A 23,408-nucleotide genomic window follows, 5' to 3' on the forward strand; every position below is an offset into this window, starting at 1 on the left:
CGTGTGGAGTGTTATACCCCTCGTCCCTTCGGGGTTGCGAGAACACGATGAAGCACTAACTTGTGTAAATTTGATTGAATTGTATAGATTTAGTTAAGTTTATCGTATCGGATGCTTGGGGGAAGATGTTAAGAAGTTTACGTTTAAAAATTGCGGTAGTATTTTCGGTACTTATTTCTATGATGTTCGTAATATTAGGTACAGCTATGTATCAATTACAGAAAGAGAAGGAAGTGCGCTCCTTAGACCAGTATTCTCAAAATACGATGGATCTTGTGACAGAGCAGTTAACTGCATTTATGCAGCGAATTGAAGAAGATATGGGTCATTATGGGAGTCATGATGATATTCAAAACATGTTACAAGATGGAGTGACTCCAGAAGAAGAGAGCTTTATTTTAAAAGAATTTTCAAGGTTTAAAAAGAACCATCCTGATATTTTAGATGTATACATTGGGACAAAAGATAAAAAAACGTTGAGTGCAAATCTTGCTGACGGAGGAAAAGTACCAGAAGGGTATGATCCAACGAGTCGTCAGTGGTATAAAGCATCAGAATCCGATACAAAATCGATTATTTGGGGGCAACCACAATATGAAATTGCGACAGGTAAGTTAAGTATTGGGGTTTCAAAAGCTATTGTCGGACAAGATGGTTCAGTATTAGGGGTAGTAGCAATGGATGTATCACTAGGAACAATCCAAAAGCTACTCCATAATATTCAATATAATAATGGCGGAGAAATGTTTATCGTAAATGATAAAAATATTGCTATTGTATATCCAGAGAAAGTAGGAAAAGATGTTTCAAAAGAATCACTTGTAAAAAGTTTGAATAAAGATGAAACAAAATTTGCAGTGACGACATTAGGAGGGAACGATGTAGTAGCCTATAGTCAACTGTTTGATAAGATGAAATGGAAAATTGGGATTGTTTATCCGAAGGACACGATTGATGGGCTATTAAATAGTACGAGAAATACAGTCATTATAATGGCATGTATTAGCTTATTCGTTGGAATTGCAGCTTCATACTTGTTCTCAAGAAGGTTAGCAAGACCGCTGCAACTATTAACGAATCACGTTCAAAAAGTAGCAGAAGGTGATTTAACGTTGCAAATGAAAGTGACAAGTAAGGATGAAGTTGGAGAACTGACGAACCATTTTAATCATATGGTTGAGCAAATGAATGAAATGGTAAGCAAAATTAAAAATAGTGTATCAACCGTGCAACAATCAACGAATAATCTACATTATTTAACGAATGAGACTGTAGCAGCTAGTAGAGAAGTGTCAGGTGCAATGGATGACGTGAGCGGAGGAGCTTCTACGCTTGCTAATAGTGTAGATGAAGTTTCAGAGCAGCTCGAGAATATGGCGCAGTCAGTGGAACAAATGAATAATTCTGTTAGTGAAATAAAAGGTGTGGCTGGCAAAGCTGAAGAGGCATCTAAGCAAGGATTAAATACGATGCGTAATTTAGTTCGTACGAGGGGCCAATCCTCTTCGATTGTTGTTCATACAGAGGAAGCATCTGGAAAGTTAGAGCAAAGGGTTGGATCGATTCAAAATGTTGTAGAGCTTATAAAAGGTATTTCAGATCAAACGAATTTACTTGCTTTAAATGCTTCAATCGAGGCGGCACGTGCGGGTGAACAAGGTAAGGGCTTTGCTGTTGTTGCGGAAGAGGTTCGGAAATTAGCGGAACAATCAAAAGAAGCAACAGTAGAAATTGCGACGATGATTGGTGATGTACAAGTAGAGGTAAGACGAGTTGTAGAAGTTGTAAGTAAATTGAAAGACATTGCGGATATACAAAATAATGTTACGACAGAAGCAGAGGCGGAATTCCGTACCATTATGTCAGTTGTAAATACAATTAGTACTTCAGTGGAACAAATTGTAGAAGAGGTACATAACATCGGTCACGAGCAAGGAGAAATTACAGCGGTCATGCATACAATCGCTGGTACGAGTCAAGAAAGCGCAGCTGTTTCGGAAGAAGTAAATGCTGCAACTGAATCACAAGTGAACCATCTAGAAAAGGTAGCTCATACGATGGAAAGCTTGACGGAGCATATGAGAGACTTAGAAAGATTAGTTGAGCAGTTTAAAATAGAGGAATAACAAATTAGTAAAATGATGCGTATTTCGGTAAAATAGACAATGGATATATAAGAAGCAAGTATAGGAGGAAGACTACTATGGCAATTGTTGACGTATCGATTATTCCAGTAGGAACAAGTAATCCAAGTGTGAGTGAATATGTAGCAGAAGTACAAAAGGTGCTAGAGAAAAACTCAGATCGTGTGAAATATCAATTAACACCAATGAATACAATTATTGAAGGAGATCTTCCTGTCATTCTAGAAGTAATTCAACAAATGCATGAAGTTCCCTATACGAAAGGTGCACAGCGCGTTGCAACAACAATTCGTATCGATGATCGTCGTGATAAAGTAAGCACAATGGAGAAGAAATTAAACTCTGTTCGATCAAAATTATAAAGAAAAGCAGCGATCTTCGCTGCTTTTTTCATATAGGAGGTAGATAAGATGAGTGAAAAGTTTAACGAACAATTTGACGGGTTGTTAGAGAAATACACGGAACTATTACTTGGAGAGAGCAATGAAGAGAGAAAAGAACAGGTGCAGAAGTGGGCACTGTATTCTTACATAGCGAAGACGATGCCGGCTTTAGTGAAGCATTGGAACGAGACGTATCCCGATGCGAAAGAAGAGATGGTGCAGTTAATTACACATATTAAAAGGCTGAATGAAGAGAAGAGAAATGAGCAATAAAAAAACTCGAGGTAAATATAATCTCAAGTTTTCTGTATTAATATCCTCATATAATTTACATGGAATATAAAGGGTTTTATAGGCATGTCGAATATTTTCGGCATGCCTATTTTGTGCCTATTAAACTCTATTTTTCTAAATGTCGAAAAATATTTCAGTCATATTTATAAGCGAGAATATAGGTTTTTAAATGTTTTTATAGTATTTTATAAATTATCTAAATAATTATTTGTATCCAATAATTTTAAACAATGATATAATTTCGAAGAGGGGTAAAAAACAGATAAATTAAGTCATAGGGGTGAATTACATGGAACAATTAATGCGAAATTCGTTTCTTTTCTTATCTAAAAATAAAGCGCTAACAAAACTGGCTAAAAAGTACGGTTTACGCTTTGGTGCAGGTCGCTTTGTCGCAGGGGAGACAATTGAATTAGCGACAGCAGCTATTAAACAATTAAACAAGCAAGGACTTTGCGTAACAATCGATTATTTAGGGGAATTCGTTGATAATGAAGCGGAAGCAAATGAAATGGCTAACCAATCGATTGAAGCAATCCGTGCAATTGGAAGAGAAGGTCTTGATTCGCAACTTTCTTTAAAGATGACTTCTATGGGGCTAGATATCTCTGATGAAATCGTAATGAACAATATGCGCCGCATTTTAGAAGCTGCAAAAGAAAATGGTGTGTTCGTTACAATTGATATGGAAGATTATACACGCTGTGGAAAAACAATTGATATCTTTAAACAGTTAAAGTCTGAGTACGATAATATTGGTACTGTTATTCAAGCTTACCTATATCGTACAGAAAAAGATATTGAGGACTTAAATGCTTATAATCCTAATTTACGTCTTGTAAAAGGGGCTTATAAAGAACCTGAAGAAGTGGCGTTCCCGGACAAGAAAGATGTAGATGACAATTATAAAAAGATTATTAAAATGCACTTATTAAATGGAAATTATACTGCAATTGCTTCACATGACGAAGCGATTATTGAATATACAAAAAAACTTGCCGAAGAACACAACATTCCAAGGGATCAATTTGAATTCCAGATGTTATACGGTATTCGTAATGAGCGTCAACTTGAGCTAGTAAAAGAAGGTTACAAAATGCGTGTTTACGTACCTTATGGAAACGACTGGTATGGTTACTTCATGCGTCGTCTAGCAGAGCGTCCAGCAAACGTTGCGTTCGTATTAAAAGGTATGGTTAAAAAATAACCAAGGAGAAAATACTCCTTGGTTATTTTAATTGCTGAAATGCGTAATGTGCCATTTTCTTTGTATCAGGATACAGTTGCTTGCGAGTAGAAGATAATACAACATTAATGACGCGTTTACCATCTTTCTCATCCACTGTTACGACTGTATATTTTCCGAGTGCTGATAGACCGCTTTTACTTCCAATTGCATATGGATCGTCATATAGTTCTTCTCGTCCATAGTTTGCAATCTTTGGAGAGCGTTCTGAAGTATGTAGAGTTGTACGCGTTGAATTCATATATTCTAAAACAACTGGGTACTTTAATGCTTCTTTCGTAATTATAGCAATGTCATATGGTGATACTTTGTTTCCTAGTGCATCAGCACCACTTGCGTTTTTGAAAGTCGCATGCTTTGTACCAAGTTCCTTCGCTCTAGCATTCATCATTTTTACAAATTCATTTTTTGATCCTGCAATATGTTCTGCAATGGATTCAGCTATTGGGTCTGCACTAATGATAAGCATCAGTTTTAATGCCTCATCACGTTTTAACTTTTCCCCAGCACGAAGTTTAATTTTCTTACTTTGGCTTTCTGTTTTAATTGCGTTTTCTGTAACTGTAATTTCTTCATCTTCTTTTACATTCTCTAGTAAAAGAAGGGTTGTCATCATTTTGGCTATACTAGCCGGATAAGAGCGTTCGTCCTCTCTTTTTCCATACAAAATTTCACCTGTGTCTGCATCGATTGTAACTCCGTATTGCCCAGTAATGTTAGGTTGATCAGCTCTTACAGATTGTTGCCTTTGTGCGTAAGAGAAGAAAATCATCCCTGTAAATAGTGTGGCAATCATTACAATCATAACTATTGTTCGTTTCATTATAATTCCCTCATTTGTTACAAATAAATTGGGCAGAAAAAGCAGCCATTACCCATTATGCCACGTTCTCTGCCCAAAAATATAGCGTTATTTTTCGCCCATATTATGCTTCTTATATTGTTGGTTATTACCTTGACGTCCTTTTTCTACGCCTCGATCAGTTGGGCCAGCGTTTCCTGTCACACTTGCTGCGCTAATTCCAGCCTTTGAAGGGTTCTTCTTAAGTTTTGCCATATATATTCCTCCAGTTTCGTCAGATTATAAAAAGGGAAAGTGTATTTTAGTGAAGAAAATACATATATAGTATGGGCAAATAAAAGAAAAAAAATTATTTCAGAAAATTTTATCAATAAATATATTGCGAAAATTTAAACAGTATCATATATTTATTAGTAGAGGCTCACTCATTGATTGCGACTTATGTCGAAAAATTGAATGAGCATTCATTCAAGAATAGGGGGAGAATTGGATGTTCCAAATTAAAAAGGCTGCTGTTCTAGGGTCAGGCGTAATGGGTTCAGGAATTGCGGCACACTTAGCTAATATTGGTATTCCGACATTATTGCTTGATATTGTACCACCTGCGCTTACGAAAGAAGAAGAAGCGAAGGGACTTACATTAGAACATAAAAGTGTGAGAAATCGTTTTAGTAATACGGCACTACAAAAACTATTAAAGCAAAAACCAGCTCCTCTGACAGTGAAAGGAAATTTAGCACTGATTGAAGCAGGTAACTTAGAAGATGACCTTGAGCGTCTAGCTGATGTAGATTGGATTATTGAAGTAGTAGTTGAAAACTTAGATATTAAAAAGAAACTATTTGAAAAAGTAGATGCTGTTCGTAAACCGGGTTCTATCGTGAGCTCGAATACGTCAGGCATTTCAGTTGAAAAAATGGCAGAAGGTCGTTCAGATGACTTCCAGAAACACTTCTTAGGCACACACTTTTTTAACCCACCACGATATTTAAAACTTCTAGAGGTAATACCGACGAAAGAAACTGATCCACAAGTATTAAGCTTCATGAAACTATTTGGCGAAGACGTTCTTGGAAAAGGCGTTGTTATCGCAAAAGACACACCAAACTTTATTGGAAACCGCATCGGTACGTACGGTTTATTAGTAACTCTTCAAGAGATGGTAAAACGCGGCTATAGCATTGGGGAAGTTGATTCTGTAACAGGCCCGCTTATTGGTCGTCCGAAGAGCGCAACGTTCCGTACATTAGATGTTGTTGGTTTAGATACATTCGTACACGTTGCAAATAACGTATATGAAAATGTACAAGAAGAAGAGCGCGATGTATTTAAAGTACCAGCTTTCATGCATGACATGCTTGATAAAAAATGGCTTGGAAGCAAAACTGGTCAAGGATTCTTCTTAAAACAAGGAAAAGAAATTTTAGAATTAAATCCTGAAACGATGGAGTACGAAGCTCGTAAAAAATTAAAAGCTGCATCGATCGAGTTAAGTAAACAAGAAAAAGGTTTATCGAATAAATTGAAAGCGCTTGTATATGCGAAAGACCGCGCAGGAGAGTTGTTATGGAATATCATCACACCGACTCTTTTATACTCTGCAAAACTTCATAAAGAAATTGCTGACGATATCGTTGCAATTGACCAAGCGATGAAGTGGGGCTTCGGCTGGGAGCAAGGACCGTTTGAAGTTTGGGATGCAATCGGCGTTGAAAAGTCCGTTCAAAAGATGGAAGAAAACGGCGTAGTTGTTCCTGCTTGGGTGAAAGAAATGTTAGAGAAAGGTTTCACTACTTTCTACAAACATGATAACGGAGATAGCTACTATTACGATAATGGCGAATATAAGCTAATCGAACGTAATAAAAAAGCAATTTCTCTTAAGCAATTAAAAGCGAAAAATGGCGTATTAAAGAAAAATAGCGGAGCGAGCTTAATTGATTTAGGAGACGGCATCCTTTGTTTAGAATTCCATTCGAAGAGCAATGCAATCGGTATGGATATTACGCAAATGATTAACTACGCTGTTGATGAAGTAGAAAAGAATTATAAAGGTCTTGTTATCGGTAACCAATCGAAGAACTTCTGCGTTGGTGCGAACTTAGCAATGATCTTAATGGAAGCACAAGACGACAACTACTTTGAAATTGAGTTAGTTGTGAAAAACTTCCAAGATGCAATGATGAAAATTAAATACTCTTCTAAGCCAGTTGTAGCAGCACCATATGGTATGACGCTTGGCGGAGGTACAGAAGTTTGCTTACCAGCAGCGAGCATTCAAGCTTCTAGTGAAACGTATATGGGCTTAGTAGAAGTTGGTGTTGGCTTAATCCCTGGCGGAGGCGGTAATAAAGAGCTATACATTAAACACTTAAATAAAATGGCAAATGGCGTAGAGTTCGATCTACAAAAAGTTGCAAATAAAGTGTTTGAAACAGTCGCAATGGCGAAAGTTTCAACTTCAGGACAAGAAGCGATTTCTCATAACTTCTTAGGTGATAAAGATGGTATTAGTGTGAATGGTGATCACTTACTATACGATGCGAAACAGAAAGCACTTGCTTTATATGAAGCTGGTTATAAAGCGCCGATTCGTAAAAAGATACCGGTTGTTGGTGAAACAGGATATGCAACTCTTGCACTTGGTGCAGAAGCAATGCATTTATCTGGTTATATTTCAGAGTACGATCTTCACATTGCGAAGAAACTTGCATATGTCATCGCGGGCGGAAAAGTGCCGTATGGAACAGAAGTTGATGAGCAGTATTTATTAGATGTAGAACGTGAAGCATTTATTAGCTTAGTAAGTGAGATGAAATCACAAGCAAGAATGCAGCACATGCTTGTAAAAGGAAAGCCATTACGTAACTAATAACGAGGGGAGATATCGTTCATGAGAGAAGCTGTCATTGTTGCGGGAGCAAGAACACCAATTGGAAAAGCAAAGAGGGGTTCATTAAAAACAGTTCGTCCTGACGATCTAGGGGCGTTAGTAGTAAAGGAAACGTTAAAGCGTGCGAATTATGAAGGACCAATCGATGATTTAATTTTCGGTTGTGCGATGCCAGAAGCAGAGCAAGGTTTAAATATGGCTCGTAATATCGGCGGATTAGCAGGACTTTCTTACGATGTTCCAGCTATTACAATTAACCGTTACTGTTCTTCAGGTTTACAAAGTATCGCTTACGGAGCAGAGCGCATTATGCTTGGGCACTCGGAAGCTGTATTATCAGGCGGAGCGGAATCAATGAGTTTAGTTCCAATGATGGGACACGTTGTTCGTCCAAATAGTCGCCTTGTAGAAGCAGCTCCAGAATATTATATGGGTATGGGACATACAGCAGAGCAAGTTGCTGTGAAATATGGAATTTCTCGTGAAGAGCAAGATGCATTTGCAGTACGAAGTCATCAACGTGCTGCGAAAGCATTAGCTGCAGGAAACTTTGCTGATGAAACAGTACCTGTAGATGTAACGTTACGTACTGTTGGATCAAATAACAAACTGCAAGAAGAAACAATCACTTTCACGCAAGACGAAGGTGTAAGAGCAGAAACGACGCTAGACATTTTAGGTAAATTACGTCCAGCATTTAACGTTCGCGGTTCTGTAACGGCTGGTAACTCTTCACAAATGAGTGATGGTGCAGCATCTGTATTATTAATGGACCGTGAAAAAGCAGTAAGCGATGGTATGAAGCCACTTGCGAAATTCCGTTCATTTGCAGTAGCGGGTGTACCACCAGAAGTAATGGGAATTGGCCCAATCGCAGCAATTCCGAAAGCATTAAAACTAGCTGGCTTAGAGTTATCTGATATCGGCCTATTCGAACTAAATGAAGCATTCGCTTCACAATCGATCCAAGTTATTCGTGAACTTGGTTTAGATGAAGAAAAAGTAAACGTAAACGGCGGTGCAATCGCACTTGGACATCCACTTGGCTGTACAGGAGCAAAACTAACACTATCTCTTATTCACGAAATGAAACGCCGCAACGAACAATTCGGTATCGTAACAATGTGTATCGGCGGCGGAATGGGAGCTGCGGGAGTGTTTGAATTACTATAAAAAAAGTGCAGGTGGCTTGCTCAGAACAGGAGGGCGTTGGAAGCCCTGACGAAGAGGCGCTTTTTGCCTCACAGGAAGGGGTGAAACGACCGACTGTTCTAGCCACCGGAACTGGATTATAAAAAAAGTGCAGGTGGCCCGTTCAGAACGAGACGTCACCAATGCAAAGAATGGAAGCAACAAAGGTTTATAAAAACAAAAGGGAGAGCCAGCTTCTTTCAAAATGAGAGAAGCGGCTTATGAAAATATGAAGGAGGAAATTTTCATGGAAAAAACAGTAGGAAGTGCAGTTAAAGGCGGTAGCTTTTTAGTAGATGAGATTACAATTGATCAAGTGTTTACGCCAGAAGATTTTTCATCTGAGCATAAAATGATTGCAAAAACGACAGAGGACTTTATCGTAAATGAAGTTCTTCCAGAGCTTGAATATTTAGAGCAACATGAGTTTGATCGTTCTGTTCGTCTTTTAAAAGAAGCTGGGGAACTTGGTTTATTAGGCGCTGATGTACCAGAAGAGTATGGCGGAATTGGCCTTGATAAAGTAAGCTCAGCGTTAATCGCAGAGAAATTCTCTCGTGCTGGTGGCTTTGCAATTACTCACGGTGCTCACGTAGGTATCGGATCTTTACCAATCGTATTATTCGGTAATGAAGAGCAAAAGAAAAAGTATTTACCATTACTTGCAACTGGTGAAAAATTAGCGGCATACGCATTAACAGAGCCAGGTTCAGGATCGGACGCATTAGGTGCAAAAACAACGGCACGTTTAAATGCAGAAGGTACACATTACGTATTAAATGGTGAAAAACAGTGGATTACAAACTCTGCATTCGCTGACGTATTTATCGTATATGCAAAAATTGATGGAGAGCACTTCTCAGCATTTATCGTAGAGAAAGACTATGCTGGTGTATCTACAAGCCCAGAAGAAAAGAAAATGGGTATTAAATGTTCTTCAACTCGTACGTTAATTTTAGAAGATGCGTTAGTACCGAAAGAAAACTTACTTGGCGAAATCGGTAAAGGTCATATTATCGCATTCAACATTTTAAATATCGGTCGTTATAAATTAGGTGTTGGTACAGTTGGATCTGCGAAACGTGCAGTAGAAATTTCAGCACAATATGCAAACCAACGTCAACAGTTCAAACAACCAATCGCTCGCTTCCCATTAATTCAAGAGAAACTTGCGAATATGGCAGCAAAAACATATGCAGCTGAAAGCTCTGTATATCGTACAGTAGGCTTATTCGAAAGCCGCATGAGCACATTATCTGAAGAAGAAGTAAAAGACGGTAAAGCAGTAGCAGCTTCTATCGCTGAATATGCAATCGAGTGTTCTTTAAACAAAGTATTCGGTTCTGAAGTACTAGACTATACAGTAGATGAAGGTGTTCAAATTCACGGTGGTTACGGATTTATGGCAGAGTACGAGATTGAAAGAATGTACCGCGATTCTCGTATTAACCGTATTTTTGAAGGAACGAATGAAATTAACCGCCTAATCGTACCAGGTACGTTCTTACGTAAAGCGATGAAAGGTGAATTACCACTTCTTCAAAAAGCACAAAAATTACAAGAAGAGTTAATGATGATGATGCCAGAAGAAGTAGGTGATGAGCCATTAGCACTTCAAAAATATTTAGTAAATAACGCGAAGAAAATCGGCTTAATGGTAGCTGGATTAGCTGCTCAAAAATACGGTAAAGCATTAGATAAAGAACAAGAAATTCTTGTGAATATCGCTGACATCGTAAGCAACCTATACGCAATGGAGTCAGCTGTTCTTCGTACAGAAAAAGCAATTAAAACAACTGGTCTTGAAAAGAATAAACAAAAAGTGTTATACACTGAAGTATTCTGCCAAGAAGCATTCAACGAAATTGAAGCAGATGCGAAAGAAACACTTATCGCAGTTGAAAACGGCGACATGCTGCGCGTGATGTTATCATCATTACGTAAATTAACTCGCCACACACCACTTAACGTAATTCCGAAGAAACGTGAAATTGCTGCGAAAATTTTAGAAGATGAGCGTTACACAGTTTAATATCTTTAAAGAACAGTAGTCGTATAAACGACTACTGTTCTTTTTTTTTTGAAAAAAAAGAAATTTTTAGTGACATAAAACTAATACCATTAGTATAATAAAACTAATACCATTAGTATAATAAAACTAATACCATTAGTATAATAAAACTAATAGTATTAGTTTTCGTGAAAAGGGAGATGGGACTATGAGGATGATACATGAAAAAACAGTATATCAATTGTCATTTTTGCCAAGAGTGTTTCCTGTGAATTGTTACTTTGTGGAGGAAGAAGCTGGTTTAACTTTAATTGATGCAGCTTTGCCATATAGCGCAAAAGGTATTTTACAGGCGGCTGAGAAAATAGGAAAACCAATTACTAAGATTGTATTAACACATGCGCATGATGATCACATCGGTGCATTAGATGCATTAAAGGAAGTACTTCCTCATGTTCCAGTCTATATTTCTAAGAGGGACGCAAAGCTGTTAGAAGGAGATACGACGTTACAAAAGGATGAACCGAATATACCGATAAAAGGCGGTGTACCTAAAAAAGTAAAAACGGTACCTGATGTTTTATTGGAAGATGGCGACCGAGTTGGATCGCTTCTTGCGATTATGACACCGGGACATACGCCAGGCTCCATGTCGTTTCTTGATGTACGAAATAAAGCTCTTATTGTTGGGGATGCATTCCAAACGAGAGGAGGTACGGCTGTTTCGGGACAAATGAAATTTTGGTTTCCGTTTCCAGCGATAGCAACGTGGAGTAAAGAAATATCATTACAAAGTGCAGAGAAGCTAAGAGAATATGAGCCGTCCTTGCTTGCGGCAGGGCATGGGAAAATGATAAACGATCCAGGGGCTGTCATAGAGCTTGCTATTAAGGAAGCTAAGCGAAATATAGAAAGTAGAAAAGAGGGTTAATTTATGTCACCAAGAATCGGACTTACATTACAGAAAATTGTAGAAACAGCAGCAGAAATTGCAGATACAAATGGAATACAAGAAGTAACGTTAGCTTCATTAGCGCAAACATTAGGGGTACGTTCACCTTCGCTATACAATCATGTGAAAGGCTTACAAGATGTACGGAAACATCTTGGTATTTACGGAATCAAGCAGCTGTATAACAAACTGGAAGAAGCGGCCGAGGGTAAACGGATGGATGAAGCAATTCATGCTTTAGGAGAAGCATATGTAGCATTCGTACGCAAACACCCTGGACTATATGAAGCAACCTTTTTACGAGATGAAGAAGTAAGAAAAGCAGGTGATGGGATTGTAAAGCTTTGTCTTCAAGTTTTACAACAGTACGGCTTAGAAGGGGAAAATGCACTTCATGCGACACGTGGATTCAGAAGTATTTGTCACGGGTTTGCGTCGATTGAACAGCAGGGCGGATTTGGTTTGCCGTTAGATTTGGATATAAGTTTACATGTATTGTTGGAAATGTTTATTAAAGGATTACGTGGAATGAGAGAGTGAATAAGAGGAGAAAAACATGAATTTGTCGCTGAGCATGCTTTTTATATAGTAGGGCTTTGATTTGCTGGAGGGACAATGACAAAAGGATGTGAAGTGAAATGTTTGCAGGACATTTTGGCTTAGCGGCAGTAGTAAAAGCCAAATCACCTAAACTACCACTTTGGGCTCTTATGGTAAGCTCACAATTGTTGGATATCATTTTTTTGCCGCTGTATATTTTAGAAGTAGAGACAATTGAACCTATTAATAGGAATAGTTATGGTGAGGCAATCATTCATGCGGATTACACACATTCTTTAATAGGAGCACTGTTTATTGCTTTTGTTGCAGGAATAGTGGGGAAAAGGTTTTGGGGAAAGCGGAGTGGTTTTGTTATAGGGGCTGTAGTTTTTAGTCATTGGATTTTAGATTTACTTGTGCACCGTGCTGATTTGCCGTTACTTCCGGGCAATTACGGGGATTTACCTATGCTTGGTTTTGGATTGTGGAGATTTCCGGCTATTAGTATCATATTGGAATGTATTCTTATTGCGATAGGAGGTATATTATACTTCCGTTTTATCGTTTCAAGTGCGGGCGCACAAAAGAAGTTTATAGCACGATTAACTGGCGGATTGGTAGTTGGAGTATTAATTCTTTCGTTGCTTATCAGTATAGTGTCTTGAATATGGATAACTGGGAACCTTAGAAGCGATTCTAAGGTTTTTTAGTGCGTATGAGTCCAAAAGATTAGATGAGAAAGAGCCTCTAGTGGTTTAGAGGCTTTTTCTTGTTAAATGATATTATTTTGCAGGTTTGAAAAATGTATATATTGCTAAGAAAAAGCAAACGAAGCCGAATACGAAGGGATCTTGATATGGACTAGGCTCAGAGCCCTTCTGGATTTCTGTAAGGAAGTCATGTGTTTTCATGTTCATTGCTCCTTTAACTAATAAGTTTTATATGATGCGAGGGTTATGGTGAATAGGAAGTGTTTTTTGAAATTTCATATAATAATTATTGCATAGCAATTCTATTCCTAAAACTATAAAATATAAAGTTTTTATAATATGTAAAATTGCATATTATTCTTTTTGTAAAATTTGTTATATTATCTTTATATTTAAATTAAAGGATTTTAATGATATAAATGAGAATAACTGGAGGGATACTGTGAGTAAAACAGTGTTAGAAGCGTATAGTGCAGAAAGAAAAATAGAGAATATAACATATAAAAATCTATTTGTAATGATAGCAATGATTATAGGGATTTCACTCCTAGGAGGATTATTCCTTGGTTTAGCCTTTGGGATTTATGGAGAAGAAGCATTAAGTACTAAATTAGAAGGATATTATTTGCTCTTATTTGATGCATCTGTTGTTGCTATCGTTTTATTAGCTTATAAACCGGTTCTTCATTTTATTAAATCTATTTGGGATTTATCCGTTTTGAAGAGTGGGAAGACATATTTATATCTATTAATTGGTTTTATTATCATTGCAGTATCACAATATTTAATGTTACATGTATTTAGTTTTGAAAGTGCAGTAGAACAAAAGGAACAATTAGGGAGTTTAGGGCTTCAAAATAGCATACAAAGTATTATATATGTGTTAAGTGTTGCTATCATTACACCGGTTAAAGAAGAAATTCTATTTCGAGGTATTTTATATCGATTTTTAGAAAAGAGATATAATTTTTTAGTTAGTATCATGATTTCTTCCTTCGTTTTTGGAATTCTTCATGGAGGTCTTCTAATTACGGCAACGATTATGGGAATGGTATTTGCAATGTTATATAAAAAGACGCAATCTATTATACCTAGTATTATTTTACATATTGTATGGAACTTACTTGTGAGTATAAGTATGATTGTATCTCTATAAAAATAAATACATAACCAGTATAAAAGATGAATGGCTTAGCTATTCATCTTTTATTTTGTATGCACGTGAAAAAGTTAATTTATGTATACAATCAAAAAATAGCTAAATACTAACAGTGAACGAATAAAGAAAGGTAGGAGTATTCTATGCAAAATTTAACAGAGCTTGAAGTAGAAAACTTACGTCATTTAATTGGTGGACACGCAACAATTATTAACAAGTTGGAGCAGTATGCACAGACATGTACAGATCCACAACTGAAACAAATGCTACAAAAAGATGCGCAAGATGCACGAAATACGAAACAACAATTAATGACTTTCTTAGGATAGGAGGAAGCGAAAGATGAATGAAAAAGATATGGTAAATGATTATTTAGCAGGATTAAATGCAAGTTTAACAAGTTATGCAAATTATATTGCTCAGTCTGATAATGAACAGTTACACCAAACGTTAATTCAAATTCGTAATCAAGATGAAATGCGCCAACGTAATATGTATGAGTACGCAAAGCAAAAGAGTTATTACAAACCGGCAGCACCTGCAAATCCGATGATTGTACAACAATTAAAAAGCCAATTAAGTGCGGAATAACAGGAAAAAGAAAACGAGCGAATCTATTCGCTCGTTTTCTTTTTGTATATGTCAATAAATACATAATAAATATTTTTCCAGTTGTAACAAATATGACGAAAATGTAATATAACAATTCACAAAAAGGACAAAACTTTGTTCAATATTTCACAAAGTATCCATGGTTTCTATCGTGGGAACCTCTATAATTAGGAGTGTAAGGAACAAAAGAAATAGATTATATGATCAATTAGGAGAGATTGCTATGAAAAGACATACAAGAAAAATTGCGATTATCGGTACTGGATTAGTTGGATCAAGTTGTGCATATTCCATTGTCAATCAAGGCATTTGCGAAGAGCTATTATTAATTGATATAAATCATGAACGTGCAGTTGGGGAAGCAATGGATTTATCACACTGCATTAACTTTACAAATACAAGAACAAAAGTATATGCAGGAAGCTATGAAGACTGCAAAGATATGGATATTGTTATTATTACAGCAGGACCAGCACCAAAGCCAGGGCAAAGTCGCTTAGATACTTTAGGAGCGAGTGCGAAGATTATGGAAAGTGTTGTTGGTGGCGTAATGGAAAGTGGATTTGACGGTATTTTCTTACTTGCATCGAACCCAGTTGATATTATTACATATCAAGTGTGGAAATTGTCTGGATTACCTAGAAATCGTGTAATCGGTACTGGTACATCACTAGATTCTTCTCGCTTACGAACAATTTTATCTGAAATGTTACATGTAGATCCTCGTAGTATTCACGGGTATTCATTAGGGGAGCATGGTGATTCTCAAATGGTTGCTTGGTCACACGTAACTGTTGGTGGAAAACCAATTCTGCAAATTTTAGAAGAGAAAAAAGATCAATTTGGTGAAATAGATTTAGATGAAATTGTTGAGAAGACTGCAAAAGCTGGATGGGAAATTTATAAACGTAAAGGAACAACTTATTACGGAATCGGAAACTCTCTAGCATATATTGCAAACTCAATCTTTAACGATGATCACCGTGTAATTGCTGTATCAGCCATTTTAGATGGTGAGTATGGTGAATATGATATTTGTACAGGAGTACCAGCTATTATTACTAGAGATGGTATAAGAGAAATTGTAGAACTAAATTTAACAGAGGATGAAGAATCTCGATTCGCAAAATCAAACGATATTTTACGTGATTATATGAAAACAATTGGTTACTAACTTATAGGAGAAGGTGAAACAAATGAAGGAATATATAATGTCTCGTGTATTTAAAGCATCAGCTGGAATCGCACAAGGTATTTTCGTATCCCTTGGAATTGGTTTACTAATCGAAAATATAGGAAGAATTGTTGATATTCCGTTGCTTATTACAATCGGAGTTGTTGCAAAATCACTTATGGCACCAGCCATTGGTGCCGGAATTGCTTTTATGCTTGGTGCAAATGGACTTGTAATTTTCTCGGCTATGGTAGCTGGAGCAATTGGTGCCGGATCCATTTCAATTACTGAAGCAGGTCTAATTATTAAAACAGGTGAGCCAATCGGTGCATTATTAACAGCGACTTTAGCTGTATATATTGGTAAACGTTTAAGTGGAAAAACTGCGTTAGATATGATGCTCGTTCCATTTGCGGAAATATTAGGTTCTGGTTTAGTCGGCATTTGGTTATCTCATAATATTACTCCCGTTTTAAATACAGTTGGAGCATTCATTAAAGATAGTTCAGCTGGTAGCCCGTTCATCGCTTCTATCGTTATTGCAGTCGTTTGGGGACTATTACTTATCTCTCCAGCTTCATCAGCTGCGTTAGCGATTGCACTTAGCTTAGACGGTGTTGCAGGTGGTGCTGCTCTTGCAGGCTGCGTTGCTCAGTTTATCGGATTCTCTGTCATCTCAGCGAAAGAAAATAATTTAGGTGGTATATTAGCTCAAGCTCTGTGTACTCCGAAAGTACAGTTGCCAAATATCACTAAAAATCCAATGATTCTCGTCCCAACTGTCGTCGCCAGTGCAATAGTTGGTCCAGTATCAGCATTAATTTTCCAACTGGAAGCAGGAAAAGAAATTGCAGGTCTTGGATTAAGTTCTCTTATCGCACCAATTAATTTAATTTCCAGCGAAGGATGGGAAGTTGTCCCAGCGATGGTAATCACTTATATCGTCATTCCAGTAGCTGTTTCTTATATACTTTACATTGCTCTTAAAAAAGCAGGTCGTATTCACTCTGGTGATATGACTGTACCGCAATCTTAACTTGAACATCTCCTTTTATATAGAGAAAAGCAGACTGAGAAGCCACAGTCTGCTTTTTACATTTTATAATTCTGTTTTACTGGAACACGTACCGTTTCTTTTGCTAATAACAGCTGAACGCCGAAGTAAAGTATGCTTGCAAGCGTCATTCCAGAAATGGCGTCTACAAAGGCATGTTGCTTCGTAAATAGCGTTGATAAAATAATAAGCGTACCGAAGAAGGTAAGAATGTAATATTCAAAAGCATGTTGTTCTCTACGTCTAAAGGCAGCTAACATAATGATAAAGGTAGTAAGAACGTGAATGCTAGGGAAACAGTTCACCGGTTGATCGATACTATAAATATAGCGGACTAGTTCGGAAAATACGTCGGATCCAACTACTGTTGGACGTGGTACAGTTGTCTGCCAAAAATAATAAATAGAAAAACAAGCAAGTTTTCCAAGAATGATACTACTTAAAGTGACATAATATTGTTTTCGATCTGCAAAGCAGTAATAAATAAGTGCGCCGTATAAGTAAGGAAACCAAAGTAAATAAGGAATAATAAATGCTTTCACAAATGGAATCCAATCATCTACTACAGTTGTGACATCTACTGCGTGTACAGTCGATTTATTTAATACATCGTAAAGGGGACTTACGAGTACGAGTAGAAGTATATAACTTAACGGAAGAAAAGATGAAAGTTTAAATTTCTTCATGATAATCTCCTATGTTTAGTAATGTAAGTAAATTCAATTGATTATAATATAGAAACGTAATTTGGGCTATCGATTTTGCTTACATTTTCTTGAATGAACCTTACGTTTTTGTCACTTGACTGAAAAGAAGGGGAGGGTGCTAAATGAAGCGTTTATCGTATTTCTTAGTTTTTATATTGATATGCCTAGCGAGTGCTGGGTGTGCAAAGGATAAAGAAGGAGAGAAATTAGAATATAACGGAAGAGCACTCGTAATTGGAGTTGTTGGAGAAAAACCGAAAGATACGTTTAGGAATGTAAAGTTTGAGGAAATGAAGTTAGAGGAACTGGAAAAGAAATCTAAGGAAGTAGATGGTTTTCTCATAATGAAAGATCACTTTCAAGAAGCCTCAACAGAGCAATATAAAAATGTATTTTCATCACTAAAGAAACCAGTATTTTTTATCGGTTTACAAGATAAATCATATTCGATTTTTATTACAAAAGGGATAGAGTATAACAGTGCCCGAAAAGATGTAAATGCGATGTATACGCAAGGGTTTGCAAATATTGGAAGTGGTGAAGGGCAACAATGGGCAGTTGGTTTATCGAATGGCGGAAATACTGAAGAAAGCATTCATAATATGTATATCGTCGTATTTCAAACAATTGCAGATTATTTAAGTCGATAATGAAGGAGCCTGTAAACTAGGCTTCTTATTTTTTAAATAAACGTTTGTTTAAGAAGTATGTTCGGTAGGAAGAAACTGATGGAGCTCAGGGGGTGAACAAAGAAAAAAGGGGGATTAATCAAACGTTTGTTTAAGAAGTATGTTCGGTAGGAAGAAACTGATGGAGCTCAGGGGGAACAAGGAAAAATAGGAATGTAATCAAACGTTTGTTTAAGAAGTATGTTCGGTAGGAAGAAAGCGATACAGCTCAAGGGTTAACAAAGAAAAAAGGGGAGTTAATCAAACGTTTGTTTAAGATATATGTTCGGCGAGTGATAAGAGAAGAATCTAAAAAAATTTATATAGTTATTTTTTCTTAACAAATGGCGGAAAAATAAGAAAAATTTGCAGGATTATTAAAAATTATCACGAAATAAGTAAAAGTTTAGCGAATAATCGTTTGAAATAATAAAACGTTTTCTATATGATAAAGGTAAAGGTTAGTAAAAAAGTAGGTGAATTTATGACAGTAACATTTTATTCATATCCAAAGTGTGGCACATGTCAAAAAGCAAAGAAATGGTTTGAGGCAAACGATGTAGCATATGAGATGATTCATATTGTTGAAAATCCACCATCAAAAGAAGATTTACGTAATTTACATGAAAAAAGTGAATTACCATTAAAAAAATTCTTTAATACAAGTGGAATGCGTTACCGTGAACTTGGTCTGAAAGATAAGTTAAAAGATGCAAGTGAAGACGAAATGTACGAGCTTTTAGCATCTGATGGCATGTTGATTAAACGTCCAATTGTAACAGATGGAACGAAGGTAACACTTGGTTTTAACGAAGAGCAGTTTGAAAGTGTGTGGAAAAAGTACCAATAAGGTATTTTTACATAATTAATACATTCACTGGAGGTACAGTCATGAGCATTCCAAATAATTTACGTTACTCTGAAGAACACGAATGGGTAAAAACTGAAGGTAATGAAGTTGTTATCGGTATTACTCACTTTGCACAAAGTGAGCTAGGCGATATCGTATTCGTTGAACTTCCAGAAGTAGGTGCAACAATCGAAGCTGACGAGCCATTCGGAAGCGTAGAATCTGTTAAAACAGTTTCTGAATTATACGCACCTGTAAGCGGTAAAGTTGTAGCAGTAAACGAAGAATTAAGTGACCAACCAGAACTTGTTAACGAATCTCCATACGAGGGTGCATGGATGGTTAAAGTTGAACTTTCTGATGCAAGCCAAGTTGAGAAGTTATTAACTGCTGAAAAATATGCAGAAATGACAAACCAAGACTAATTATAGTCGACTGAAGGACAGCCTTTGTGCTGTCCTTTTTTATTTTATGTAAAATAATGAACGTAGAATCATATACTAATTATCGTGTGGGAGAACGTTTTTTGGAAAAACTTTTTTGTTTTAAGCTTTATATAGTTCTAGCTGTTTTCGCTTCTTCTTGCAAGGCAAAAAGCGCCTTTACGTCAGAAGCTCCATCCCCCTCGCAATCTGAACGAGCCGCTTGCGCTTTTCTTTTGCAAAAATAAACAGGAAACAACATGAAAATAACGAATATACTATATACTAAGTTAAAGGTTGTATAGTATATGGTGATCGGGTGATGACATATGGTTTATGTAGAAAAAGTCATTATTGTAGAAGGTACATCAGATAGAAGAAAGATTGAATCTATTATTCGGGAACCGGTGGAAATTGTTTGTACAAATGGTACAATTGGTTTGTCGAAAATGGATGAGCTCGTTGATCAGTTTTTTGATAAGGAAGTGTATGTACTAGTGGATGCTGATGATGCTGGAGAAAAGTTAAGGAAACAATTTCGAAAAGAATTCCCGCAAGCAGAGCATATTTATATTGATCGCTCGTACCGAGAAGTGGCAACTGCGCCATCTTCACACTTAGCAAATGTATTATGGGGAGCTGACATTGACGTTTATACAGAATATTTACGGTAAGGAATGATAGAAGTGATTGACTGGACAGGAGCCGAAGCTATAGCTCTAATAGAGAATGAAGAAAAAACAGTGTTATATGTATATACTCCAATGTGTGGAACATGCCAATTAGCAAAAAAGATGTTAACTGTCGTTGAGATGACAATTGAAGGTTTGAAAATTGGAATGTTAGATTTAAATTATGCTCCGCATTTCGCGAAAGAGTATGGGATCGAAAGTGTACCTTGTTTACTTGTTTTTGAAAATGGGACACTGATGAAGAAGATATACGCATTTCATTCGGTTGAATATTTATATACGGAATTAAAGTAGGCGGCAAAGTTTTTGCCGCCTCGACATATTTCTCGGGAAATATGTCGAGATGCAGGGTGGTTACAGTATTTGTCGAGCGAAAATAACAGGATTGCTCTTTAGTGAGAGGGAATGGTATGTGTAATAGAAAGTGATATGAAGGATGTGATTTAGAGTGAAATTATATTCTTTGCTGCAATCATTTGTAAATTACGCTAATGGTCAATATCATTTAGAACCGCTTTTAAGACAAGGAGAAAAAACTGTTAATTTCCGCTTTGGAGATGAAAGTTGTTCGTTACAAATTTCAAGAGATTATATAGAGCTGTTGAAAGAAGAAAGAGGAACAGAGCAAATTGTGTGTGTAGATGAAGAAGATGTAAAAGAATTGGTGAACGGCAATGTACGATTGCAAATGTTAATGAACGATGGACGTGTACAATATTCGGGAACGTATCGAACGATGCTATTAGTTGAATCGATGTTTCATATATGTAAACCGATGTCAGTAGGTGCTTAAAATTCTGAAGTTTCATTTTTTGCGAAAATTTCTGTTGACATGGTGTGTGGATATTGATACAATTCAATTCATAAAATATAGATAATTTCATAAATTACAAATCAGACGAAAATGTAATCTGATTTCTCTTATCAAGAGAGGTGGAGGGACTGTGCCCTGTGAAGCCCGGCAACCGTCAACTTTATGTTGAAATGGTGCCAATTCCTGCAAAGCAAATGCTTTGAGAGATGAGAGAGAGGGATAATGTTGTTATATACGCACATAAACCTTTCTGCTTCTCTAAAGCGGAAAGGTTTTTTTGTTGTTTGAATGTGGAGGACATTCAAATAATGAAAGTAATGATAATGGTGGACTACACGCATTAAACATAAAAAATTGCGGAGTCGATCCAAACAAAAAAGGGGTGATACACCATGATTCTATTAGAGAATGTAAAGAAAATATATAAAGCAAAAAGCGGTGATGTCACTGCTGTAGATAATGCCAATTTAAAAATAGAGAAAGGTGAGATATTTGGTGTTATCGGATATAGTGGCGCTGGAAAAAGTTCTTTAATTCGATTATTCAATCAGTTGGAGAAACCAACTTCAGGCCAAATTACAATTGCAAATCGCGTGATTTCAGCGATTACAGGAAGCGAACTTCGTAAGGCAAGGCAAGAAATCGGAATGATTTTTCAACACTTCAACTTACTTTGGTCACGAACTGTACGTGAAAATATTGAGTTCCCACTTGAAATTGCAGGTGTTGATAAGGCGAAGAGAAGAAAACGCGTGGATGAGTTAATCCATCTTGTTGGATTAGAAGGAAGAGGAGACGCGTACCCATCTCAGCTGAGCGGAGGACAAAAGCAACGTGTTGGTATTGCGAGAGCGTTAGCTAACAATCCGCAAGTACTTTTATGTGATGAAGCAACGTCAGCTCTTGATCCAGAAACGACAGATCAAATTTTAGATCTATTATTAGATATTAATAAACGTCTCGGTTTAACGATTGTACTCATTACACATGAGATGCACGTAATTCGAAAGATTTGTAATCGTGTTGCAGTAATGGAAAAAGGGAAGATTGTAGAAACAGGTCCAGTACTTGATGTGTTCCGTAATCCGCAGCAAGACATTACGAAACGATTTGTACAGCAGTTAACGGATTCTGAAGATACAAATGAAACGATTGAAAGTTTAATTGAAAAATATCCAGATGGAAAAGTAGTTCGTTTGCAGTTTATCGGTGAAGCGGTAGAAAGACCAGTACTTCAAAGATTAATGCAACGCAGTGATATAGAAGTTAGCATTTTGCAAGGAAATATCGCACAAACGAATAACGGCTCTTACGGTAGTTTAGTTGTTCATTTAAATGGTGAGGAAACAGCGATTCAGCAAGCAATAGAGGGAATACATCAAGATCAAGTAGAGCTGGAGGTGATTGCACATGGATAAGTTACTCACAAATGTTGATTGGAATCAAATGTTGGAAGCAACTGGTGAAACGTTATATATGACGGCAATCGCCGCTCTTGCCACATTTGTTTTAGGACTCATTTTAGGATTGTTACTCTTTATGACAGCGAAAGATAATTTATGGGAAAACAAAGCGGTTAACACAGCGATTGGAGCTTTCGTAAACATTTTCCGCTCGATACCGTTCATTATTTTAATCATTTTATTAATTCCATTCACAAAGATTTTGCTTGGAACAATTCTTGGAGCGAGTGCAGCACTTCCAGCTTTAATTATTGGAGCGGCACCATTTTATGCAAGAATGGTTGAAATTGCACTTCGCGAAATTGATAAAGGTGTAATTGAAGCTTCAAAAGCGATGGGAGCAAAAACAAGCACAATTATTTTGAAAGTGTTAATTCCAGAATCGTTACCAGCGTTAGTATCTGGTATTACGGTTACGACAATTGCTTTAGTGGGCTATACAGCAATGGCGGGAGTTGTTGGTGCTGGTGGTCTTGGAACACTTGCTTATTTAGAAGGATTCCAACGAGGAAATAACGACGTAACAATCGTTGCGACAATTTGTGTATTATTAGTTGTATTTTTCATTCAGTGGATTGGTGATCGTGTAACGACTCGAATAGATAAACGATAATAAAAAACGGGAGG

Annotated in this window: 26 protein-coding genes, 1 pseudogene and 1 riboswitch; of the genes and pseudogenes, 24 read left to right on the top strand and 3 right to left on the bottom strand. The window is 36.8% G+C overall.

The genetic code is table 11. From position 1 onward, the window contains the following. Nucleotides 1-266 precede the first annotated feature (266 nt). From ACTFRN_RS23170 to ACTFRN_RS23190, 5 genes and pseudogenes are all read left to right on the top strand, one after another. Nucleotides 267-1,130: pseudogene (locus tag ACTFRN_RS23170) on the top strand (cache domain-containing protein); the annotation flags it as partial. 171 nt (nt 1,131-1,301) lie between these two features. Then, nucleotides 1,302-2,126, top strand: a complete 825-nt coding sequence (locus ACTFRN_RS23175; RefSeq protein WP_407654680.1) for a methyl-accepting chemotaxis protein — start codon at nt 1,302-1,304, stop codon at nt 2,124-2,126. A 77-nt stretch (nt 2,127-2,203) separates the two neighbouring features. After that, a complete protein-coding gene (locus tag ACTFRN_RS23180; protein WP_001018869.1) occupies nt 2,204-2,506 on the top strand; it encodes an MTH1187 family thiamine-binding protein in 303 nt (100 codons plus the stop codon). A 48-nt stretch (nt 2,507-2,554) separates the two neighbouring features. After that, entirely contained in the window at nt 2,555-2,800 is a 246-nt protein-coding gene (locus ACTFRN_RS23185; protein ID WP_001290596.1) for a YusU family protein, read from the top strand. A 310-nt stretch (nt 2,801-3,110) separates the two neighbouring features. Beyond that, nucleotides 3,111-4,028 (top strand): proline dehydrogenase family protein, encoded by a 918-nt coding sequence (locus ACTFRN_RS23190; protein ID WP_000436772.1) that lies wholly within the window; start codon nt 3,111-3,113, stop codon nt 4,026-4,028. A gap of 22 nt (nt 4,029-4,050) precedes the next feature. Here the strand turns inward: ACTFRN_RS23190 and ACTFRN_RS23195 are convergent, their stop codons facing one another. Continuing rightward, nucleotides 4,051-4,890: a D-alanyl-D-alanine carboxypeptidase family protein gene (locus ACTFRN_RS23195; protein WP_074567899.1), complete on the bottom strand. Its 840-nt coding sequence runs from the start codon at nt 4,888-4,890 to the stop codon at nt 4,051-4,053. 87 nt (nt 4,891-4,977) lie between these two features. Continuing rightward, entirely contained in the window at nt 4,978-5,124 is a 147-nt protein-coding gene (locus ACTFRN_RS23200) for a YuzL family protein (protein WP_001096347.1), read from the bottom strand. A 235-nt stretch (nt 5,125-5,359) separates the two neighbouring features. Here ACTFRN_RS23200 and ACTFRN_RS23205 point away from each other — a divergent pair, with 235 nt between their 5' ends. The 11 genes from ACTFRN_RS23205 to ACTFRN_RS23255 all read left to right on the top strand — a co-directional run bounded on the left by ACTFRN_RS23205 (nt 5,360) and on the right by ACTFRN_RS23255 (nt 17,147). Then, nucleotides 5,360-7,741: a 3-hydroxyacyl-CoA dehydrogenase/enoyl-CoA hydratase family protein gene (locus tag ACTFRN_RS23205; protein WP_000486341.1), complete on the top strand. Its 2,382-nt coding sequence runs from the start codon at nt 5,360-5,362 to the stop codon at nt 7,739-7,741. 21 nt (nt 7,742-7,762) lie between these two features. Next, on the top strand, nt 7,763-8,935 hold the full coding sequence (locus ACTFRN_RS23210) for an acetyl-CoA C-acetyltransferase (protein WP_001206328.1): 1,173 nt from the start codon (nt 7,763-7,765) through the stop codon (nt 8,933-8,935). Nucleotides 8,936-9,200: 265 nt separating this feature from the next. Next, complete coding sequence (locus tag ACTFRN_RS23215; protein ID WP_088106278.1) at nt 9,201-10,985, top strand: acyl-CoA dehydrogenase family protein; 1,785 nt, start codon at nt 9,201-9,203, stop codon at nt 10,983-10,985. A gap of 187 nt (nt 10,986-11,172) precedes the next feature. Beyond that, entirely contained in the window at nt 11,173-11,895 is a 723-nt protein-coding gene (locus ACTFRN_RS23220) for an MBL fold metallo-hydrolase (protein ID WP_049110968.1), read from the top strand. Between the two features lie 3 nt (nt 11,896-11,898). After that, nucleotides 11,899-12,456, top strand: coding sequence for a TetR/AcrR family transcriptional regulator (locus ACTFRN_RS23225; RefSeq protein WP_049110970.1), 558 nt, complete (start codon nt 11,899-11,901; stop codon nt 12,454-12,456). Between the two features lie 98 nt (nt 12,457-12,554). Continuing rightward, on the top strand, nt 12,555-13,121 hold the full coding sequence (locus tag ACTFRN_RS23230; RefSeq protein WP_049110972.1) for a metal-dependent hydrolase: 567 nt from the start codon (nt 12,555-12,557) through the stop codon (nt 13,119-13,121). 487 nt (nt 13,122-13,608) lie between these two features. Continuing rightward, entirely contained in the window at nt 13,609-14,322 is a 714-nt protein-coding gene (locus tag ACTFRN_RS23235) for a CPBP family intramembrane glutamic endopeptidase (protein ID WP_049110975.1), read from the top strand. A gap of 146 nt (nt 14,323-14,468) precedes the next feature. After that, complete coding sequence (locus tag ACTFRN_RS23240) at nt 14,469-14,654, top strand: hypothetical protein (protein ID WP_001180555.1); 186 nt, start codon at nt 14,469-14,471, stop codon at nt 14,652-14,654. A 13-nt stretch (nt 14,655-14,667) separates the two neighbouring features. Continuing rightward, on the top strand, nt 14,668-14,916 hold the full coding sequence (locus ACTFRN_RS23245) for a spore coat protein (RefSeq protein WP_001002987.1): 249 nt from the start codon (nt 14,668-14,670) through the stop codon (nt 14,914-14,916). A gap of 244 nt (nt 14,917-15,160) precedes the next feature. Next, nucleotides 15,161-16,111, top strand: coding sequence for an L-lactate dehydrogenase (locus ACTFRN_RS23250; protein ID WP_088106279.1), 951 nt, complete (start codon nt 15,161-15,163; stop codon nt 16,109-16,111). 22 nt (nt 16,112-16,133) lie between these two features. Then, nucleotides 16,134-17,147 (top strand): PTS transporter subunit IIC, encoded by a 1,014-nt coding sequence (locus ACTFRN_RS23255; protein ID WP_088106280.1) that lies wholly within the window; start codon nt 16,134-16,136, stop codon nt 17,145-17,147. A 56-nt stretch (nt 17,148-17,203) separates the two neighbouring features. Here the strand turns inward: ACTFRN_RS23255 and ACTFRN_RS23260 are convergent, their stop codons facing one another. Next, a complete protein-coding gene (locus ACTFRN_RS23260) occupies nt 17,204-17,851 on the bottom strand; it encodes a phosphatase PAP2 family protein (RefSeq protein WP_088106281.1) in 648 nt (215 codons plus the stop codon). Nucleotides 17,852-17,994: 143 nt separating this feature from the next. Between ACTFRN_RS23260 and ACTFRN_RS23265 the strand changes: the two genes are divergently transcribed. The 8 genes from ACTFRN_RS23265 to ACTFRN_RS23300 all read left to right on the top strand — a co-directional run bounded on the left by ACTFRN_RS23265 (nt 17,995) and on the right by ACTFRN_RS23300 (nt 23,394). After that, a complete protein-coding gene (locus tag ACTFRN_RS23265) occupies nt 17,995-18,522 on the top strand; it encodes a hypothetical protein (RefSeq protein WP_000826900.1) in 528 nt (175 codons plus the stop codon). A 502-nt stretch (nt 18,523-19,024) separates the two neighbouring features. Next, nucleotides 19,025-19,390: an arsenate reductase family protein gene (locus ACTFRN_RS23270; protein WP_000218967.1), complete on the top strand. Its 366-nt coding sequence runs from the start codon at nt 19,025-19,027 to the stop codon at nt 19,388-19,390. Nucleotides 19,391-19,431: 41 nt separating this feature from the next. Continuing rightward, on the top strand, nt 19,432-19,815 hold the full coding sequence (gcvH, locus tag ACTFRN_RS23275) for a glycine cleavage system protein GcvH (RefSeq protein WP_000026900.1): 384 nt from the start codon (nt 19,432-19,434) through the stop codon (nt 19,813-19,815). Between the two features lie 326 nt (nt 19,816-20,141). Then, nucleotides 20,142-20,486 carry a toprim domain-containing protein gene (locus ACTFRN_RS23280; protein WP_000263237.1) on the top strand — a complete coding sequence of 115 codons (345 nt, stop codon included), beginning with the start codon at nt 20,142-20,144 and terminating at the stop codon, nt 20,484-20,486. 3 nt (nt 20,487-20,489) lie between these two features. After that, nucleotides 20,490-20,798, top strand: a complete 309-nt coding sequence (locus ACTFRN_RS23285; protein ID WP_014893428.1) for a thioredoxin family protein — start codon at nt 20,490-20,492, stop codon at nt 20,796-20,798. 154 nt (nt 20,799-20,952) lie between these two features. Further along, nucleotides 20,953-21,297: a hypothetical protein gene (locus ACTFRN_RS23290; protein ID WP_000781222.1), complete on the top strand. Its 345-nt coding sequence runs from the start codon at nt 20,953-20,955 to the stop codon at nt 21,295-21,297. A gap of 125 nt (nt 21,298-21,422) precedes the next feature. Beyond that, nucleotides 21,423-21,531, top strand: a riboswitch (SAM riboswitch). A 179-nt stretch (nt 21,532-21,710) separates the two neighbouring features. Then, the gene (locus ACTFRN_RS23295) at nt 21,711-22,736 is read left to right on the top strand and encodes a methionine ABC transporter ATP-binding protein (protein ID WP_000601777.1); all 1,026 of its coding nucleotides are present in this window, start codon (nt 21,711-21,713) and stop codon (nt 22,734-22,736) included. Beyond that, the gene (locus tag ACTFRN_RS23300) at nt 22,729-23,394 is read left to right on the top strand and encodes a methionine ABC transporter permease (RefSeq protein WP_000359556.1); all 666 of its coding nucleotides are present in this window, start codon (nt 22,729-22,731) and stop codon (nt 23,392-23,394) included. Before ACTFRN_RS23295 ends, ACTFRN_RS23300 begins: the two co-directional genes overlap by 8 nt. Nucleotides 23,395-23,408 lie beyond the last annotated feature (14 nt).

The organism is Bacillus cereus group sp. MYBK245-2 (assembly GCF_051916145.1).
GTDB lineage: Bacteria > Bacillota > Bacilli > Bacillales > Bacillaceae_G > Bacillus_A > Bacillus_A pacificus.